Here is a 17,664-nt window from a genome sequence, read left to right as displayed (position 1 = left end):
CGGCAGCGATGATCCTGCGCGCAGCGCTGTCGCTGCTGACCCTGTTGCTGCTGGCCGGCTGCGTTTCGGGCGGCAGCAATGACCCGTTGGCCACCCAACAGGGGCGGGCCGAGGCGGGCAGGGCGTATGTGCAGTTGGGACTGGGCTATTTGCAGCAAGGTCTGACCGAGCAGGCCAAGGCGCCGCTGGTCAAGGCACTTGCCCTGAACAGCCGTGATGCCGATGCGCATGCCGCGCTCGCGCTGGTGTTCCAGGCCGAGGGCGAGCCGACGCTGGCCACCGAGCATTTCCACAAGGCGCTGGCGCAAAGTCCGGATGACACCCGGATTCGCAACAACTATGGCAGTTTCCTATATGCTCAGGAACGTTTTGCCGAAGCCGAGTCAGTGTTTCGCCTGGCTGCTGCCGATACCCTGTATCCTGAGCGCTCGCGCGTCTTTGAAAACCTTGGCCTGACGGTTCTCAGGCAAGGTCGCCGCGATGATGCCCAGGCGCATCTACACAAGGCTTTGCAGCTGAACCCACGACAACCGCGAGCGTTGTTCGAAATGGCTGAGTTGTCCTACGAAAACAGGCATTATGTGCCAGCCCGGGATTACTACGATCGTTTCAGCCAACTGAGCGCCCCGGATGCTCGCAGCCTGCTGATGGGCAGCCGCCTGGCGCGGGTGTTCGAGCAACCGGCAACGGTGGCCGAACTGGGCCAGCAATTACAACGACTTTATCCCGGTACGCCGGAATATCAGCAATACCTGTCGGAGCAATGATGAAAGCCGCGCATCCCGAAGTAGCAGCAGCGACTCACCAGCACCCCGGTGAGACCTTGCGCCAGGCCCGCGAAAACCGCGACTGGACGCAGGCCGAGGTAGCCCGCAAGCTCAACCTGACCCTGAGCTCGCTGAACAATCTCGAATCCGGCGCCTTCGACAAGCTGCCAGGGCACACCTTTGCCCGTGGTTACATCCGTGCCTATGCCAAGCTGATGGACATGGACCAGGCGCCTCTGGTCGCCGCCTTTGACCAGGTCACCGGCACCCACGCGCAAGGCAGCCAGGTGCACTCGCTGGGACGAATCGAAGAACCGGTGCGCCTGTCGCACAACGTCATGCGCGTTGTCAGCCTGGTTCTGCTGGTAACAGTAGTAGGTGGCGGCTTCTTCCTCTGGAAGGACCAAAGCAGCCTGCGCAACAGCGACCTTGGCAAAATCGCCCTGGAGCACGTCGAAGTCGAGAGCGCCGACGGCACCACCCAGATTCACCCGCTGGATGAGCCAGAAGACCAGGCTGTCAGCGAAGCCCAGCAAGGCCAGAGTGCGCCGCTGCCATTGGAGCAGGCTACTACTGGCGAGAGCAGTGGCTCAGCCAACGAAGAAGCCATTCCGGCAAGCCCGGCGGTCGCCGAGAGCACTGCCGCCGCCCCGGTGACCCCGGCCGCGATCAATAATCCCGCCACCGCACCGACTGCACCTGCGCCAGCTGCGCCGGTCAGCGCACCAGCCGTTGCCGCCACAGCCCCCAGCGCACCTGCAGCAGCAGCGCCAGTCCCCGCCGGCAGTGGCCGTGTCGCGATCCAGTTCTCGGCAGACTGCTGGACTCAGGTCACCGATGCCAACGGCAAGCTGCTGGTCAACGCCACCAAGCGCAAGGGCGACAGCCTGGAAGTCACCGGCACACCACCGTTCGCGGTACGCCTGGGCTTCGCCCGTGGCGCTCAGATCAGCTACAACGGCCAGGCCGTTGATGTTGCACCGTTCACCAGTGGCGAAACCGCTCGCCTGAAGTTGGGGCAGTAACTCATGCACGGCGAATCTCCAATCAAGCGTCGCGAAACCCGCAAGATCTGGGTTGGCAATGTGCCGGTGGGCGGTGATGCGCCTATCGCGGTGCAGAGCATGACCAATACCGACACCAATGATGTCGCAGCCACGGTCGGGCAGATCCAGCGCCTGGTCGATGCCGGTGTCGACATTGTCCGTGTATCGGTCCCGGATATGGACGCCGCCGAGGCTTTCGGCCGGATCAAGCAGCAAGTCAGCGTGCCGCTGGTGGCCGACATCCATTTCGACTACAAGATCGCCCTGCGCGTGGCTGAGCTGGGCGTTGATTGCCTGCGCATCAACCCAGGCAACATCGGCCGTGAAGACCGCGTGCGCGCGGTGGTCGATGCTGCGCGCGATCGTGGTATTCCGATCCGCATCGGGGTCAATGCCGGCTCGCTGGAAAAAGACCTGCAGAAGAAGTACGGCGAACCGACCCCAGCAGCGCTGGTCGAGTCGGCCCTGCGCCATGTCGAGCACCTCGATCGCCTGGATTTCCAGGACTTCAAGGTCAGCGTCAAGGCGTCCGACGTGTTCATGGCCGTTGAAGCCTATCGTCTGCTTTCCAAGCAGATCATCCAGCCGCTGCACCTGGGCATCACCGAAGCCGGTGGTTTGCGTTCGGGGACGGTGAAATCTGCGGTCGGCCTCGGTATGCTGCTGGCCGAAGGCATCGGCGACACGATCCGGATCTCTCTCGCCGCCGACCCGGTCGAAGAAGTCAAAGTCGGCTACGACATCCTCAAGTCGCTGCGCCTGCGCTCGCGTGGGATCAACTTCATCGCCTGCCCGAGCTGTTCGCGGCAGAACTTCGATGTGGTCAAGACCATGAACGAACTCGAAGGGCGCCTCGAAGACCTGCTGGTCCCGCTGGACGTCGCCGTGATCGGTTGTGTGGTCAACGGCCCGGGTGAAGCCAAGGAAGCCCATGTTGGCTTGACGGGCGGCACGCCGAACCTGATCTACATCGACGGCAAGCCTGCGCAGAAACTGAACAACGACAACCTGGTCGAGGAGCTGGAAAAGCTCATTCGCCAGAAAGCGGCCGAAAAGGTCGAAGCCGACGCGGCGCTGATCGCCCGCGGCTGATACACAGATTCGAAAGGACTTTTCGTGAGCAAATCGCTGCAAGCCATTCGTGGCATGAACGACATCCTGCCTGACCAGTCGCCACTGTGGCGTTACTTCGAAGGCACGGTCGCCAGTCTGCTGGACGGCTACGGTTACAGCCAGATCCGCACGCCGATCGTCGAATTCACCGAGCTGTTCAAACGCTCGATCGGTGAAGTTACCGACATCGTCGAAAAAGAGATGTACACCTTCGAGGACCGCAACGGCGATTCGCTGACGCTGCGTCCCGAGGGTACCGCTGCCTGCGTGCGCGCCGTGCTCGAGCATGGCATCACCGGCAACGGCCAAGTGCAGAAACTCTGGTACATCGGGCAGATGTTCCGCCACGAGCGCCCACAAAAAGGCCGCTATCGCCAGTTCCACCAGATCGGCGTCGAGGTGTTTAACCTGGATGGCCCGGACATTGATGCCGAGCTGATCATGCTGACCTGGCGCCTGTGGGGCCAGTTGGGCATTCAGGACGCGGTCAAGCTCGAGCTGAATAGCCTTGGCACCAGCGAAGCCCGTGCACGCTATCGCGACGCGCTGGTCGAGTTTCTCTCGGCGCGCCTTGAGCAGCTTGATGAAGACAGCCAGCGTCGGCTCAAGAGCAACCCGCTGCGCATTCTCGACAGCAAGGATCAGGGCACCCAGGCCGTGCTGGTCGGCGCGCCGAAGCTGGAAGATTATCTGGACGAAGAATCCCGTGTGCACTTCGAGGGCCTCAAGGCTCGCCTGAACGCTGCCGGCATTCCCTTCGTGATCAACACCAAGTTGGTGCGTGGCCTCGACTACTACAGCAAGACCGTGTTCGAGTGGGTCACCGACAAGCTCGGCGCCCAAGGCACCGTATGTGCTGGTGGTCGTTACGACGGTCTGGTCGAGCAGATGGGCGGCAAGCCGACTACTGGCGTTGGCTTTGCCATGGGCATCGAGCGGTTGATATTGCTGCTGGACACCCTGGGCAAGGTCCCGGAGTCGATCAGTCGCCAGATCGACGTTTACCTGTGCGCCTTTGGCGAGCAGGCCGAGCTGGCCGGTCTGGGCCTGTCCGAGCGGTTGCGTGACCAGGTACCGGGCCTGCGCCTGGCGGTCAACGCCGGTGGCGGCAGTTTCAAGAGCCAGTTCAAGAAGGCCGACAAGAGCGGGGCGTTGTTTGCCCTGATCATGGGGGACGACGAACTGGCGCAACAAGTGGTAGGTTTCAAACCCCTGCGTGGCCAGGGCGAACAACAGAACATAGCCTGGGATGCTCTGGCCGAGCACCTGCAAGCTGCCCTCGCGAACGCGTGAAGCAGTCAACAGCCGAATTTGCTGAATAGGAGTATTGGGGTGTCGAGTACCGATGATGATGGCCTGAGCGCGGCCAAGGACTGGTGGGATCGCAACGGCAAGCCGCTGCTGACCGGCGCCCTGTTGGCTGCTGCTTTGGTAGCTGGCTGGCAGACCTGGCACAAGTACCAGAGCAATCAGTCACAAGGCGCTTCGGTGCTGTACCAGAACCTGCTGGAAACGGCCCTGACGCCGACCGGCGAGCCTGATGCAAGCAAGGTTGCCGAGTTGGCTGGCAAGCTCAAGAGCGAGTTTGGCGGCACCGCCTACGCCCAGTACGGCAGCCTGTTCGTGGCCAAGGTCGCGGTTGACAGCGGCAAGCTGGACGACGCAGCCAGCGAACTCAACAGCGTGCTGGCAAAACCTGCCGATGCCACCCTGGGCGAGATCGCACGCCAGCGTCTGGCCCGTGTGTTGGCTGCTCAGGACAAGGCTGACGAAGCACTGAAGCTGCTCAATGGCGACGCTGACAAGGCGTTCCAGGCCAGCCGCGAAGAGCTCAAGGGCGATCTGCTGGTACAGTTGGGCCGCGCTGGCGATGCCCATAGCGCATACGAAAAAGCCAAGGCCGCGTTGTCTGATGAAGCAGCGGTCGGTGGCCTGCAACTGAAGCTGGATGACCTGGCCAAAGGGGACGCTTGACGTGATCGGTTGGAAACAAGCAGCAGTGCTGAGCCTGGCCGTACTGGTCGTGGGTTGCAGCAGCAACAGCAAGAAGGAACTGCCTCCGGCCGAGCTGACCAAGTTCACCGAAGAAGTCGTGCTGAAAAAGCAGTGGAGCCGTTCGATCGGTGACGGTCAGGGTGAGACCTACAACACCCTGGTGCCGGCCATCGAAAACGACCGCATCTACGCTTCCGACGTCAACGGCGAAGTCTTCGCGCTCGATCGCAACACCGGCGACATCGTCTGGAAACAGGACCTCGACCTGCCGGTCTCCGGCGCAGTCGGCGTCGGCTATGGCCTGGTCATGCTCGGCACCCTCAAGGGTGAAGTGATCGCCCTGGACAGCAGCACCGGTGAGGAGCGCTGGCGCTCCCGCGTGACCAGCGAAGTGCTGGCGCCGCCGGCCAACAACGGTGACGTGGTGGTGGTGCAGACTCAGGACGATCGTCTGATTGGTCTGGACGCCGCGACCGGCGACCGTCGCTGGATCTACGAAAGCACTCCAGCGGTACTGACTCTGCGTGGCACTGGCGCACCGATCGTGACCAACCGCATGGCCGTTGCCGGCCTGTCGACCGGCAAGGTTGTTGCTGTCGACATCCAGAACGGCGTCCCGGTCTGGGAAAGCCGCGTCGCGATCCCGAAAGGTCGCTCCGAACTCGAACGCGTCGTCGATATCGACGGCGGTTTGCTGCTGTCTGGTGGTACCCTGTACGTCGGTACCTATCAGGGCCGGGTTGCCGGTCTGGACCTGGAAAGCGGCCGCGTGCTGTGGCAGCGTGATGCGTCCAGCTACGTCGGTGTCGCCCAGGGCTTTGGCAACGTCTACGTCAGCGAAGCTTCCGGCACCGTTGAAGGCGTCGATGAGCGTTCGTCGAGCGCACTGTGGAGCAACGATTCCATGGCGCGCCGTCAGCTGAGCGCCCCTGAAGTGTTCTCCAGCTACGTCGCAGTCGGTGACTTCGAAGGCTACCTGCACCTGCTGAGCCAGGTCGATGGTCGCTTCGTTGGCCGTGAGCGTATTGACAGTGATGGCCTGCGCGCCCGCCCCTTGGTGGTCGGCGACACCATTTATGTCTTCGGCAACAGCGGCAAGCTCGAGGCATTGACCATCCGCTGAGGCTAAGCTTGAAGCCGTGAGGCTTCGAGCAGCGGCGCATGATGCGCCGCGCGAACTCCGGCCGCTGCTCTGCAGCGGCCTTTGCATTTTCAAGAATTCAAGAGTGGAGAGCCGTATGGTTCCCGTAATCGCCCTGGTGGGGCGGCCGAACGTCGGCAAGTCCACCATGTTCAACCGCTTGACCAAAACCCGCGACGCCATTGTCGGCGACCTCTCGGGCCTGACCCGTGACCGCCAGTACGGCGATGCCATGTGGCAGGGCCGTTCGTACATCCTGATCGACACCGGCGGTATCACCGGTGACGAAGTGGGCATGGACGAGAAGATGGCCGAGCAGTCGCTGATGGCCATCGAAGAGGCCGACTACGTGCTGTTCCTGGTGGATGCCCGCGCCGGCATGACCGCTGCTGACCAGATGATCGCTGACCACCTGCGCAAGCGGAACAAGTCTGCGGTGCTGGTCGCCAACAAGATCGACCACATCGATCCTGACCTGGCACGTGCGGAGTTCTCGCCGCTGGGCATGGGCAACGCGATTCCGGTCGCCGGCTCCCAGGGCCGCGGTATCAACGCGCTGATGGAAGAGCTGCTCGGGCACATCCCGCGCGATCAGGAAGAAGACGCGCTCGACCAGGAAGTTGCCGAAGGCGAAGAGGCCGTTCGGATTCCAGGCCCGAGCGAAAAAGACGGCATCAAGATCGCCATCATCGGCCGCCCCAACGTGGGCAAGTCGACACTGGTCAACCGCATGCTCGGTGAAGAGCGCGTGGTGGTCTATGACGAGCCAGGCACCACTCGCGACAGTATCTACATCCCGTTCGAGCGTGATGGTGACAAGTACACCTTCATCGACACCGCCGGGGTGCGCAAGCGCGGCAAGATCCACGAGGAAGTCGAAAAGTTCTCGGTGGTGAAAACCCTGCAGGCGATCAAAGACGCCAACGTGGTGATCTTTGTCATGGACGCCCGCGAAGGTGTGGTCGACCACGACCTCAACCTGCTCGGCTTTGCCCTTGAGGCCGGCCGCGCCATCGTCATCGCCCTGAACAAGTGGGACGGCATGCAGCCGGGCGAGCGCGACTACGTCAAGACCGAGCTCGAGCGCCGGTTGTTCTTCGTCGACTTCGCCGACATTCACTTCATCTCGGCGCTGCACGGCACCGGCGTGGGCAACCTGTACAAGTCGGTGCAGGCCGCGTTCAAGTCGGCGGTCACCCGCTGGCCGACCAGCCGCCTGACGCAGATTCTGGAAGACGCTATCGGCGACCACCAGCCGCCGCTGGTCAATGGCCGCCGGATCAAGCTGCGTTACGCTCACCTGGGTGGCGCCAACCCGCCAATCATCGTGATCCACGGTAACCAGACCGAGAAGATTCCACGCTCGTACTCGCGCTACCTGGAGAACACTTACCGTCGCGTGCTCAAGCTGGTCGGTACGCCGATCCGCATCGAGTACAAAGGCGGCGAGAACCCGTACGAGGGTAACAAGAACACCCTCACCGACCGCCAGGTCAACAAGAAGCGACGCTTGATGTCTCACCACAAGAAGGCCGAGAAGAAGCGCAAAGACAAGCGCTGATTCTGGCCTGACCCTGCACCGGGGCTGCTGCGCGGCCCCTGTTGCATCAGTGCATTGTTTCAACCTTTTTCCTGATTGCTCAATCCGCTATGCTCGGACTCCAGTCCGTGCCGGATACCCCCAGGAAAGAGGGCTTCATGATCCGCAGCAAACTGCCGAACGTCGGCACGACCATCTTTACCACCATGTCGCAGCTGGCCGTGCAAACCGGCGCGCTCAACCTGTCCCAAGGCTTCCCTGACTTCAACGGCCCGCGGGCGCTGTTGGATGCCGTAGGCCGGCACGTGGCCGCCGGGCACAATCAATACGCGCCCATGACCGGTCTGCCGGCCCTGCGCCAGCAAGTGGCTGCGAAGGTGGCTCGGCTGTATGGCGTTAGCGTGGATGTCGAGCAGGAAATCACCATCACCCCAGGCGCCACCGAGGCGATCTTCTGCGCGATCCAGGCAGTGATCAATCCGGGCGACGAGGTAATCGTTTTCGACCCGTGCTACGACAGCTACGAGCCTTCGGTAGAGTTGGCCGGCGGGCGCTGCGTGCATGTGCCGCTGAGCAACGACGATTTTGCCATCGACTGGCAACGCTTCAGCGATGCCCTCACGCCGCGCACGCGCATGGTCGTGCTCAATTCGCCGCACAACCCCAGCGGAGCATTGATCAGCCGTGCCGATCTCGACCAGCTGGCGGCATTGATTGCCGACCGCGATATCTACCTGGTCAGCGATGAAGTGTACGAACACCTGATATACGACGGCGTGGCGCATGCCAGCGTGCTGGCTCATGAACAGCTCTATCAGCGCGCCTTCGTCATCAGCTCGTTCGGTAAGACCTACCACGTCACTGGTTGGAAGACCGGCTACGTGATCGCGCCGCCACAATTGAGCGCCGAGCTGCGCAAGGTACACCAGTACGTCAACTTCTGCGCAGTGACGCCGTTGCAGTGCGCGCTGGCAGACTTCATGGCCGAACACCCTGAGCACATCGAGCAATTGCCGGGCTTCTATCAGGCCAAGCGCGATCTGTTCTGCGATCTGTTGCAAGGCTCACGCTTCAGCTTCAAGCGTACCCCAGGCACCTACTTCCAGTTGGTCGACTACAGCGCCATCCGCCCTGATCTGAACGATCTCGACATGGCCCTGTGGCTGACCCGCGAGCATGGCGTGGCGAGTATTCCGGTGTCGGTGTTCTACCAGACGCCAGTCCCGCAGCAACGCTTGATCCGCCTGTGCTTTGCTAAACGAGAGGAGACGCTGCAGCAGGCAGCGGAGAAACTATGCGCGATCTGACCGCACTGCCCAACCTGAAAATTGCCATGGTGCAGACCACGCTGGCCTGGCATGACCGCGAGGCCAACTACGCTCATTTCGAAGAGTTGCTCAAGCAAGTTGGCAGCCCTGACCTGGTGATTTTGCCAGAGATGTTCACCACCGGTTTTTCGATGGAGTCCGAGCGCCTCGCCGAGCCCGAGAACGGCCCGACCGCCAAGTGGCTCAAGGCCCAGGCGAAGAAGCTCAACGCAGTGATCACCGGCAGCGTGATCATCCAGGCTGCTGACGGCAGCCACCGTAACCGGCTGCTGTGGGCGCGCCCGGACGGTGAAATCCTGCACTACGACAAGCGCCACCTGTTCCGTATGGCCGGCGAGCACAAGCACTACACCCCTGGCGAGCGCCAGGTGCAGTTCGAGCTGAAGGGTTGGCGGATCCGCCCATTGATCTGCTACGACCTGCGCTTCCCGGTATGGAGCCGCGATGCCCATGACACTGACCTGCTGCTGTACACCGCCAACTGGCCGGCAGCGCGGCGGCTGCACTGGAACCGGCTGTTGCCGGCGCGGGCGATCGAGAACCTGTGCTTCGTTGCGGCGGTCAACCGGGTCGGCACCGACGGCAAAGGCTTTGCCTACTCAGGCGACAGCCAGGTGCTGGATTTCCAGGGCGAGAGCCTGCTCAGTGCCGGCGAAGCGGATGGCGTATTCACCGCCGAGCTGCGCGCGGCGGAACTGGCGGCGTACCGCAGCCGTTTCCCGGCCAACCTGGATGCCGATACCTTCGACCTGCATTGAGCGTTGCCGGCCGGGGCATAGCGCCCCGGCCGTTCGACCGACTCAGTACACGTCGCGTCGGTAGCGACCGTCTTCGACCAGCTGTTGCAGCATGGCCTCGCCGAGGATGCCCCTGAGCGCCGCGTCGGCTGCCGCGGCCATGCCCTGCAGGCTGCCGCAAACATAGATGCAGGCGCCGTCGGCGACCCAGCGGCGCACCTCGTCGGCCTGCGCCAGCAGCAAGTCCTGGACATAGACTTTTTCAGCCTGATCACGCGAGAACGCCAGGTCCAGCTTGCGCAGCTCACCGCGCGCCAGCCAGCCTTGCAGTTCATCGGCGCAGAGCAGATCGCTGGCGCGATTGCGCTCACCGAACAGTAGCCAGTTGCGCTGTTCACCTTCGCTGATGCGTGCCTTGAGCAAGCTGCGCAGCCCGGCCAGCCCGGTGCCGTTGCCGATCAGCAGCATCGGTGCTGGGGCCACTGGCAGGTGGAAGCTGCTGTTGCGGCGCAGGCGCAGGCTCGGCGAGCCTTGCAGAGGCAGCACCTCAGTAAGCCAGCCTGAGCCCAGGCCAAGGCTGCCGTCAGTGTGCCGATGCTGGCGGACGATCAGCTGCAGCACGCCATCGCTGGCAATCGATGCGATCGAGTATTCACGCGTGCCGATCGGCACCAGCGCATCGATAACCGCCTGCGCGTGCAGGCCGACCAGATGCTCACGGCTGACCGGCAGTTGCCGACTGCCCAGTGCCTGTCCCAGGGTTTCGCGCGAACCTTCAAGTTGCACTGGGGTATCCAGACTCAGGCCCAGGCCTTGGATAAACGCTTGAACCTGGGCGGGGGCGTTGCGCGGCAGTACCTCCACCAGATCACCCGCGTCCCAGCGCACAGCCTGTTCGGATTGCAGGTCAAGCAGGTACACCGGCTGGCCTTGGCTGCCGGGGTTGAGCAGCGTACGCGCGGTCAGGGTCCAGTTGCTGAAAGCGGCCGGTTGCCAGGCGCTGACGACGCTGGCGCCGGTCAACTGCGCGAGTTGCTGCTGCCAGTGCTGGAGCGCGGCTGGGTCGGCGTTGTCAACTTCGATCGGGCTGAATGCAGTGCTGGCGCCGCGCTCGGCAAGCCATGCCTGCAAGCGCCGGGCAAAGCCACAGAAATGCTGATACTGGCGGTCACCCAAGGCGAGCAGGGCATAGTCCAGATGCTCCAGCGGCCATGCCTGGCCGAGTATCTTGCGCTCGAAACCACGGGCGCTGTCGGGTGCCTCGCCGTCGCCAAAGGTGCTGACTACAAACAGCGCCCGGCGTGCCTGGCGCAGGTCATCTTCACCCAGCTCGGCCAAGGTGCGTACTTGCACCGACAGGCCTGCCGCCTGGAGCTGGCCGGCGCTCTGCCAGGCCAATTGCTCGGCAAGGCCGCTCTGGCTGGCAAAACCAATCAACCAGCTGTCACCTGCCGACGTGGTGCTGTCGACACTGCCACGGGCCGCGCGGATCTGGCGTTTCTTGCGCCGGCGGTCGAGGTACAGCAGCCAGCCGGTGATGAAGAACAGCGGCATGCACAGGCTGGCGATGGTAACGATGATCCGCCCGGGCAAGCCGAAATAGCTACCCACGTGCAGGGCATAGATGCTTTGCAGCAGCTGAGCACTGAGCGACTTGTCTGCATAACGCTCGATGCGCGTGAACGTGCCGGTAGCCGGGTCGAGGGTGACGGTGTCAAAGGCGCGTTCGTGATCGGCATCGTCCAGCAGATAGAACAGCGTCGCCGGCTGCCCGCCAACCGGCGGCAGGCGCAGGTTGTAGCCAGCCAGGCCGGGCCCGGCCGCAGCCTGCAGGTTGCTCCAGATGGCGTCGTAGTCGACCCGCAGCGGCGGGGCCTTTTGGTTGACCGACTGCGGGTTACGGCGGCCACCGCCTTCGCCACGCTTGTGCTGCTGGCCCGCAGCCGGGGCGTCGCCGAGCAGCTTGTTCAGCCCTCGGCTGTACCATTCGTACGACCATGACAGACCGGTCAAGGCAAACAGCAGATAGAACAGCAGGCACCAGGTGCCGAACACGGCGTGCAGGTCCCAATTGAACGCACGGCCCTTCTTCGCCCAGTCCAGGGTCAGCCAGGTGCGCCAGTTCAGCGCTTTGCGGGGCCAGCGTAGATACAGGCCTGACAGGCAGAAGAAGATCAGCATCAGGGTGCAGGCACCGGTGATCTGCCGGCCGCTTTCGCCCATGGCGAGAAACCGGTGCAGGCTGAGCATCAGGTCGAAGAAGCCTTGGCCGGCGACCTCGCCCTTGATCTCGCCGGTGTAAGGGTCGGCATAGCGCATCTCACCGCGGCGCTGACCGGGTGGTGCGGTGAAGAAGATCCGTGCGGCATTGCCCTCGCGGGTGTCGACCCGCAGCATCGCGACCTTGTCGCCGTGCGCCGCTTCGACCCGCCGCACCAGCTCTGCCGGTGGCAGCACGCCTTCGGCGCGCACCTGCACCTTGAGCACATCGGCATTGAACAGGCGCAGCAGTTCTTCCTGAAACGACCAGATCGCCCCGGTGGTACCCATCAATGCCAAGACCAGCCCGGCCGTGATGCCAAACAACCAGTGCAATTGAAACAGCGACTTTTTCAGCACGTCGATCACCTTGTCTTGCCGCGCAAACTCAACCGGCGGGCATTATGCCTTGCTACGCGAAAGCCCCGCTCACTGGCGTGAGCGGGGCTTGGCGATTGCTGCGTCAGAAATGGAAGCTGGTGGTCAGCAACGCTGTGCGTCCGGCTGCCTGGTTGGCGAAGTGAGTAGAAAACGCCTTGTCGTAGTACACCTCGTTGGTGAGGTTTTGTACGTTCAACTGCAGATCGACGTTCTTGCTCAGCTTGTACGCAGCCATCGCGTCATAGCGCACATAACTGTCGACCATGGTGGTGTTGGCGATGTTGCCGTATACCTCATCCATGTAGAAGGCGCCGCCACCCACCGTCAGCTTTGGCGTAAGGGCATAGGTGGTCCACAGGCTGGCACTGTTGTTCGGCGTGTTCGGCAATTGATTGCCGTCGTTGACCGCACCCAGCGCACCGCCGTCGATCTGGCGGGCCTGCATGTAGGTGTAACCGGCGAACACCTGCCATTTGTCGGTGAGCTTGCCACTGGCCGATAGTTCGACGCCCTGCACGCGGGTCTCGCCGATGTTTTCGTAGGTGGTGGTGTTGACCTGAACGCGGGCGTTTTCCTTCTCGGTGCGGAATACAGCGGCGGTCAGCGACAGGCGCTCGTCGAGCAGATCCCACTTGGTACCGAGTTCGTAGTTGGTGGTTTCTTCCGGCTCCATGTCGCTGGCCAACAGGTTGCCGGCGCGGTCGGTGGTGTTGCCCAGCGGGTTGCCTTCGGAGCCTTCGCCCAACTGCGCGCCGGGTGGGGTTGCCGAGGTGGCGTAGGAAACGTAGATGCTGCCGTTCTCGGCGGGCTTCCACACCAGGCCCAGTTGGCCAGTGATGAACTCGCTGGTGTCACTGCCCTTGGATGCAACTCCCTTGCTGTTGACGGCGGTAGCGCCAGAGGCGGTATAGCCGCGGTACTGGGTGTCGAAGTGGTCATAGCGCAGGCCCATGTTGAGCAGCCACTCTGGCGTCAGCTCAAGCGTGTCGAACACATACAGCGCGCGGGTGTTGCTCTTGGTGTCAGTGCCAGCATAGTTGCGCGCGATGGCGCCGTTCCACGGATCGTCCGGGTTGGGATTGCTCAGTGAGGTGCAGTTGTAGCCGCTGTTAGGGCCGATCAGGCCCGGGGTGCAGGTAGATGCTGTTGCGCCGCCGGTGTTGGTATTGACGTCGTAAGATGAACGCTGGCTTTCTTCCCGGCTCAGCTCAATGCCGGTGGAGAAGCTGTTCTTCATGCCGCCCAGGTAAAACTCGCCAAACAGATCGGTTTGGTTGGTTGTGGTAGCGGTGTTGCCAACTCGGGTGTTGGCGCGGCGCCAGACGCTGCCGTTGTTGACGTTGCCCTTGCTGTCGTCGGGCTGCGTGAGGATGTAGTCCTGCATGCTGTTGCCATGACGCAGGGTGTTCTTGATGGTCAGCGCGTCGGTCAGGTCATGCTCGATCGCGAAGGTGGCGATGTCGACCCGGCTCTTGCGAAAATCACGCCCGGTCAGGCCGTAGAAGTTGTCGCTGTCGCCACCGTCATCCGGTTTGCTCGGGTGGGCCGAGGTGCGCGCGCTGCTGCCCGCGGTCGGGATCGAATAGGGGATCCCCGAGTCCGGCAGGTCGTCGCTTTCCAGGTGGTAGTAGTCAAGGTTGACCCGGGTTGGCGTGCCCAGGCCAAACGCCAGCGACGGGGCAATCCCCCAGCGGTCGTAATTGACCTTGTCGCGTCCGGCGACGTTGCTCTCGTGAGTCATCAGGTTGAGCCGCCCGGCGACACTGTCGCTGAATTGGTAGTTGCCATCCAGGGTGTAGCGCTGGGTCTGGTCACTGCCCCAGGTCCAGGCACCGTCCAGCGAGTTGCCCAGGTGCGCGCGCTTGCTCACCAGGTTGATGGTGCCGCCGGCGGCGCCACGCCCGCCAACAGCCGAGTTCGGCCCTTTGGCCACTTCCACCGATTCAACAGCGAAGATTTCCCGGGTTTGCGCGCCAGTGTCGCGCACGCCGTCCAGGTAGGTATCACCCTGGGCATCGAAGCCGCGGATGAACGGCCGGTCGCCTTGGGGGTTGCCGCCTTCGCCGGCACCGAAGGTAATCCCTGGGACGGTGCGCAGGGCGTCTTGCAAGCTCAGCGCGTTGGTTTCCTTGATCACCTGCTGCGGGATCACGGTTACCGAGCGCGGGGTGTCCACCAGCGGCGCGGTGTACTTGGGCGACGAGGCTTTGTCGACCTTGTACTCGGTTGCGGCCTGTTCTGCCTTGCCGTTGACGCTGGTCGCGTCGAGCGTGATGGCTGCGGGCTCTGCGGCATAGGCAGACGAAGCACTGATGGCAACGCCAATGGCTGAGGCGAGCAGGCGTGGTGAACTTACAGCAGACGGCACGTGGCGCATTTTTTATGACCTTCCCCAAGGTGTGAAGGCCGCGAAGAGTAATGTAAGCAATTGTAAGTCACAATTGAGAAATATTACCATTCGGTACAAATTTACATTCTTTACAATTTAACCCTGCATTTTCTCCGGTCTCATTCGTTGTGGCCTGGCGAAAGGGCTTGCCGTGAGTAAAAGGGAATCAATATCATTGGCGCCCTAGTCCCGACCCGGTCCATTTCCATGCTGCTGCACATCCCTAGCCTGTTCGCCGCCGATGAACTCTTGCGGATCCGTGAAGCGCTGGCGCAGGCAGATTGGGCCGATGGCAAGGTCACCGCAGGCCACCAATCGGCCAAGGCCAAACACAACCTGCAGCTACCAGAGGCGCATCCATTGGCCAAGGAAATCGGCAGCGCCCTCATCGAGCGTCTTTGGCAGACCCCGCAGTTCATGTCAGCGGCCCTGCCACACAAGGTGTTCCCGCCGTTGATCAACTGTTATCGCGAGGGTGGCAATTTCGGCTTCCACATCGACAATGCCCTGCGCCAGCCCAAGGGTAGCGCCGAGCGAGTGCGCACCGACCTGTCAGCGACGCTGTTTCTCAGCGATCCGGACAGCTATGACGGCGGCGAACTGGTGATTCAGGACACCTATGGCCCGCAGCAGATCAAGCTGGCCGCAGGCCACATGGTGCTGTACCCCGGCACCAGTCTGCACAAGGTCAACCCGGTCACTCGCGGTGAGCGCTACGCGGCGTTCTTCTGGACTCAGAGCCTGGTCCGTGAAGACAGCCAGCGGGCGCTGCTGTTCGAGATGGACAATGCCATTCAGCAGCTCAGTGCTGACCTGCCCGATCACCCTTCACTGCTGCAACTGACTGGCACCTATCACAACTTGCTGCGGCGCTGGGCAGAGGTCTGAACATGTCCTATCCGTTACGCCGCGATGAGATCGTGGATGTCACAGCGCTGCGAGCCATGCTCGAAGCCAGCCCCGGTAAGGCCGCCCAAGCGATCCTGGCAGCGGCCGGGCAGGGCGTCAGTGAGGCGCAGTTGTTGCTGGGCCAGATCCTGCTCGATGGCCGCGGCATCGAGCGTGATCCGCAGCTGGCGCGGCGATGGTTCAGCATTGCCACCCGCGCCGGCAGCGGCATGGCGCACAACATGCTTGGGCGCTGCCTGGAGCACGCCTGGGGCGGGCCGGCCGACCTGCCTGGCGCAGCAGTGCAGTACCAGCGCGCAGCCGCGCAGGGACTGGACTGGGGCTGGTACAACCTGGGCAACCTGCTGGCCACCGGGCGCGGTGTCGAGCTTGACCAGAAGCTGGCGCTGGCCTGCTACGAGAAGGCTGCACATCTGGGCCACGCCAAATCGATGAACCTCTATGGGCGTTACCTGGAACAAGGCATCGCCGGCCCTGCCAGCCCGGCGCGGGCGTTTCGCTGGTATCGGCGCTCGGCCGAGGGTGGTGATTTTCGCGGCATGTTCAGCCTGGCCATGGTGCTGATCGAGCGTGGCCAGTTGGGCGAGGCGCGGCCTTGGCTGGCGCATGCGCGGGTGCAAGGCAACGTCAACTTCCTGCGCAGTGCAGTGCTGACCCTGCAAGGTGCTGGACGGTTGCTGGCTGAGGAGGCGGCAGAGTTTGCGCAGGAGCTGCGCCAGCGTGAGCGGGGCTAGCGAAGCGCTGCGTTTACATACATAAACGGGGCCTTGCGGCCCCGTTTATGATTTACAGGTAGTAAGCTTTCAACGGCGGGAAACCATTGAACTCCACTGCGCTGTAGCTGGTGGTGTAGGCGCCGGTGGACAGCCAGTACAGGCGGTCACCGATGGCCAGGTTCAGCGGCAGGCCGTACTTGTAGTGCTCGTACATGATGTCGGCGCTGTCGCAGGTAGGGCCTGCGATCACCACTTCTTCCATCTCGCCTTTCTTCTCGGTCCAGATCGGGAACTTGATCGACTCGTCCATGGTTTCGATCAGGCCGGAGAACTTGCCCACGTCGGTGTACACCCAACGCTCGACCGCGGTACGCGACTTGCGTGCAACCAACACCACTTCGCTGACCAGAATACCGGCGTTGGCAATCAGCGAACGGCCCGGCTCGAGGATGATTTCCGGCAGGTCGTCGCCGAAATCTTCCTTGAGGAAGCGGATGATTTCTTCAGCGTAGGTCTCCAGGCTGTTGGTCCGGGTGATGTAGTTGGCCGGGAAGCCGCCACCCATGTTGATCAGCTTGAGAACGATGCCGTCTTCTTCCTTCAGGCGCTCGAAGATCACTTTGACCTTGGCGATGGCGGCGTCCCAGACGCTGATATCGCGCTGCTGCGAGCCGACGTGGAAGGAGATGCCGTAAGGCACCAGGCCCAGGTCACGGGCAAGGATCAGCAGGTCCATGGCCATGTCGGTCTGGCAGCCGAACTTGCGCGACAGCGGCCAGTCGGCAGTGGTCGAGCCTTCGGTGAGAATGCGCACGTAGACCTTGGAACCCGGCGCAGCCTTGGCGATGTTGCGCAGGTCGGCCTCGGAGTCGGTCGCGTACAGGCGCACGCCCTTGTCGAAGAAGTAGCGGATGTCCTTGGACTTCTTGATGGTGTTGCCGTAGCTGATGCGGTCCGGGCTGACGCCCTGGTTCATGACCTTGTCCAGCTCGTAGATCGAGGCGATGTCGAAGTTCGAGCCTTTGTCCTTGAGCAGGTCGATGATCTCGACCGCTGGGTTGGCCTTGACTGCGTAGTAGACCTTGGCGAACTCGAAACCGGCGCGCAGGTCGTCATAGGCCTTGCTGATCATCTGCGTATCGATGACCACAAACGGGGTTTCCTGCTTGTCGGCGAACGCCTTCATCTTCTGGAAGGTGTCACGTGCGAAATAATCTTCGACTTGGATCGACATGCTCAAGGACTCCATGGGCAAACTGAAAAAGAAAGTGGCTGCAAACTGAACGCCCTCCGTATCCCCACTTTGGTTCGCCTACTTCCCAAGGCATGTCGCCGAAAGCAAA

The 17,664-nt window shown here is 62.5% G+C and carries 14 protein-coding genes; 11 read left to right on the top strand and 3 right to left on the bottom strand.

The window, feature by feature from the left end; all coding sequences use genetic code 11:
• Positions 1–8: 8 nt before the first annotated feature.
• The 9 genes from pilW to HU736_RS12935 all read left to right on the top strand — a co-directional run bounded on the left by pilW (position 9) and on the right by HU736_RS12935 (position 9,688).
• Positions 9–767, top strand: coding sequence for a type IV pilus biogenesis/stability protein PilW (pilW, locus tag HU736_RS12975; protein WP_103436115.1), 759 nt, complete (start codon positions 9–11; stop codon positions 765–767).
• Positions 767–1,792: a RodZ domain-containing protein gene (locus HU736_RS12970; RefSeq protein WP_186697430.1), complete on the top strand. Its 1,026-nt coding sequence runs from the start codon at positions 767–769 to the stop codon at positions 1,790–1,792. The genes pilW and HU736_RS12970 overlap by 1 nt, the downstream gene beginning before the upstream one ends.
• A 3-nt stretch (positions 1,793–1,795) precedes the next feature.
• On the top strand, positions 1,796–2,905 hold the full coding sequence (ispG, locus tag HU736_RS12965; protein WP_101316705.1) for a flavodoxin-dependent (E)-4-hydroxy-3-methylbut-2-enyl-diphosphate synthase: 1,110 nt from the start codon (positions 1,796–1,798) through the stop codon (positions 2,903–2,905).
• Between the two features lie 24 nt (positions 2,906–2,929).
• The gene (hisS, locus tag HU736_RS12960; protein WP_186697431.1) at positions 2,930–4,219 is read left to right on the top strand and encodes a histidine--tRNA ligase; all 1,290 of its coding nucleotides are present in this window, start codon (positions 2,930–2,932) and stop codon (positions 4,217–4,219) included.
• 39 nt (positions 4,220–4,258) lie between these two features.
• Positions 4,259–4,900 carry a tetratricopeptide repeat protein gene (locus HU736_RS12955; RefSeq protein WP_186697432.1) on the top strand — a complete coding sequence of 214 codons (642 nt, stop codon included), beginning with the start codon at positions 4,259–4,261 and terminating at the stop codon, positions 4,898–4,900.
• Position 4,901: 1 nt separating this feature from the next.
• The gene (gene bamB / locus HU736_RS12950; RefSeq protein WP_186697433.1) at positions 4,902–6,044 is read left to right on the top strand and encodes an outer membrane protein assembly factor BamB; all 1,143 of its coding nucleotides are present in this window, start codon (positions 4,902–4,904) and stop codon (positions 6,042–6,044) included.
• A 115-nt stretch (positions 6,045–6,159) separates the two neighbouring features.
• On the top strand, positions 6,160–7,623 hold the full coding sequence (gene der / locus HU736_RS12945) for a ribosome biogenesis GTPase Der (RefSeq protein ID WP_103436120.1): 1,464 nt from the start codon (positions 6,160–6,162) through the stop codon (positions 7,621–7,623).
• A gap of 137 nt (positions 7,624–7,760) precedes the next feature.
• On the top strand, positions 7,761–8,909 hold the full coding sequence (locus HU736_RS12940) for a pyridoxal phosphate-dependent aminotransferase (RefSeq protein WP_186697434.1): 1,149 nt from the start codon (positions 7,761–7,763) through the stop codon (positions 8,907–8,909).
• Positions 8,897–9,688, top strand: a complete 792-nt coding sequence (locus tag HU736_RS12935; protein ID WP_186697436.1) for an amidohydrolase — start codon at positions 8,897–8,899, stop codon at positions 9,686–9,688. Before HU736_RS12940 ends, HU736_RS12935 begins: the two co-directional genes overlap by 13 nt.
• Positions 9,689–9,730: 42 nt before the next feature.
• Here HU736_RS12935 and HU736_RS12930 read toward each other — a convergent pair whose 3' ends face one another.
• On the bottom strand, positions 9,731–12,286 hold the full coding sequence (locus HU736_RS12930) for a PepSY domain-containing protein (RefSeq protein WP_186697438.1): 2,556 nt from the start codon (positions 12,284–12,286) through the stop codon (positions 9,731–9,733).
• A 103-nt stretch (positions 12,287–12,389) separates the two neighbouring features.
• Positions 12,390–14,684 carry a TonB-dependent receptor gene (locus tag HU736_RS12925; protein ID WP_186697440.1) on the bottom strand — a complete coding sequence of 765 codons (2,295 nt, stop codon included), beginning with the start codon at positions 14,682–14,684 and terminating at the stop codon, positions 12,390–12,392.
• A gap of 219 nt (positions 14,685–14,903) precedes the next feature.
• Between HU736_RS12925 and HU736_RS12920 the strand changes: the two genes are divergently transcribed.
• Together HU736_RS12920 and HU736_RS12915 are read left to right on the top strand one after the other, a co-directional pair.
• Entirely contained in the window at positions 14,904–15,584 is a 681-nt protein-coding gene (locus HU736_RS12920) for a Fe2+-dependent dioxygenase (protein ID WP_186697442.1), read from the top strand.
• 2 nt (positions 15,585–15,586) lie between these two features.
• Entirely contained in the window at positions 15,587–16,339 is a 753-nt protein-coding gene (locus HU736_RS12915) for a tetratricopeptide repeat protein (protein ID WP_103436125.1), read from the top strand.
• Positions 16,340–16,391: 52 nt separating this feature from the next.
• On the opposite strand, the gene HU736_RS12910 is transcribed toward HU736_RS12915, so the two are convergent.
• Positions 16,392–17,555: a type III PLP-dependent enzyme gene (locus HU736_RS12910; RefSeq protein ID WP_101316725.1), complete on the bottom strand. Its 1,164-nt coding sequence runs from the start codon at positions 17,553–17,555 to the stop codon at positions 16,392–16,394.
• Between the last annotated feature and the right edge of the window lie 109 nt (positions 17,556–17,664).

This window comes from Pseudomonas shirazensis (assembly GCF_014268785.2).
Classification (GTDB): domain Bacteria; phylum Pseudomonadota; class Gammaproteobacteria; order Pseudomonadales; family Pseudomonadaceae; genus Aquipseudomonas; species Aquipseudomonas shirazensis.
The sequence above is the reverse complement of the archived record's forward strand: the minus strand, read 5'-3'. Positions and strand labels throughout refer to the sequence as shown.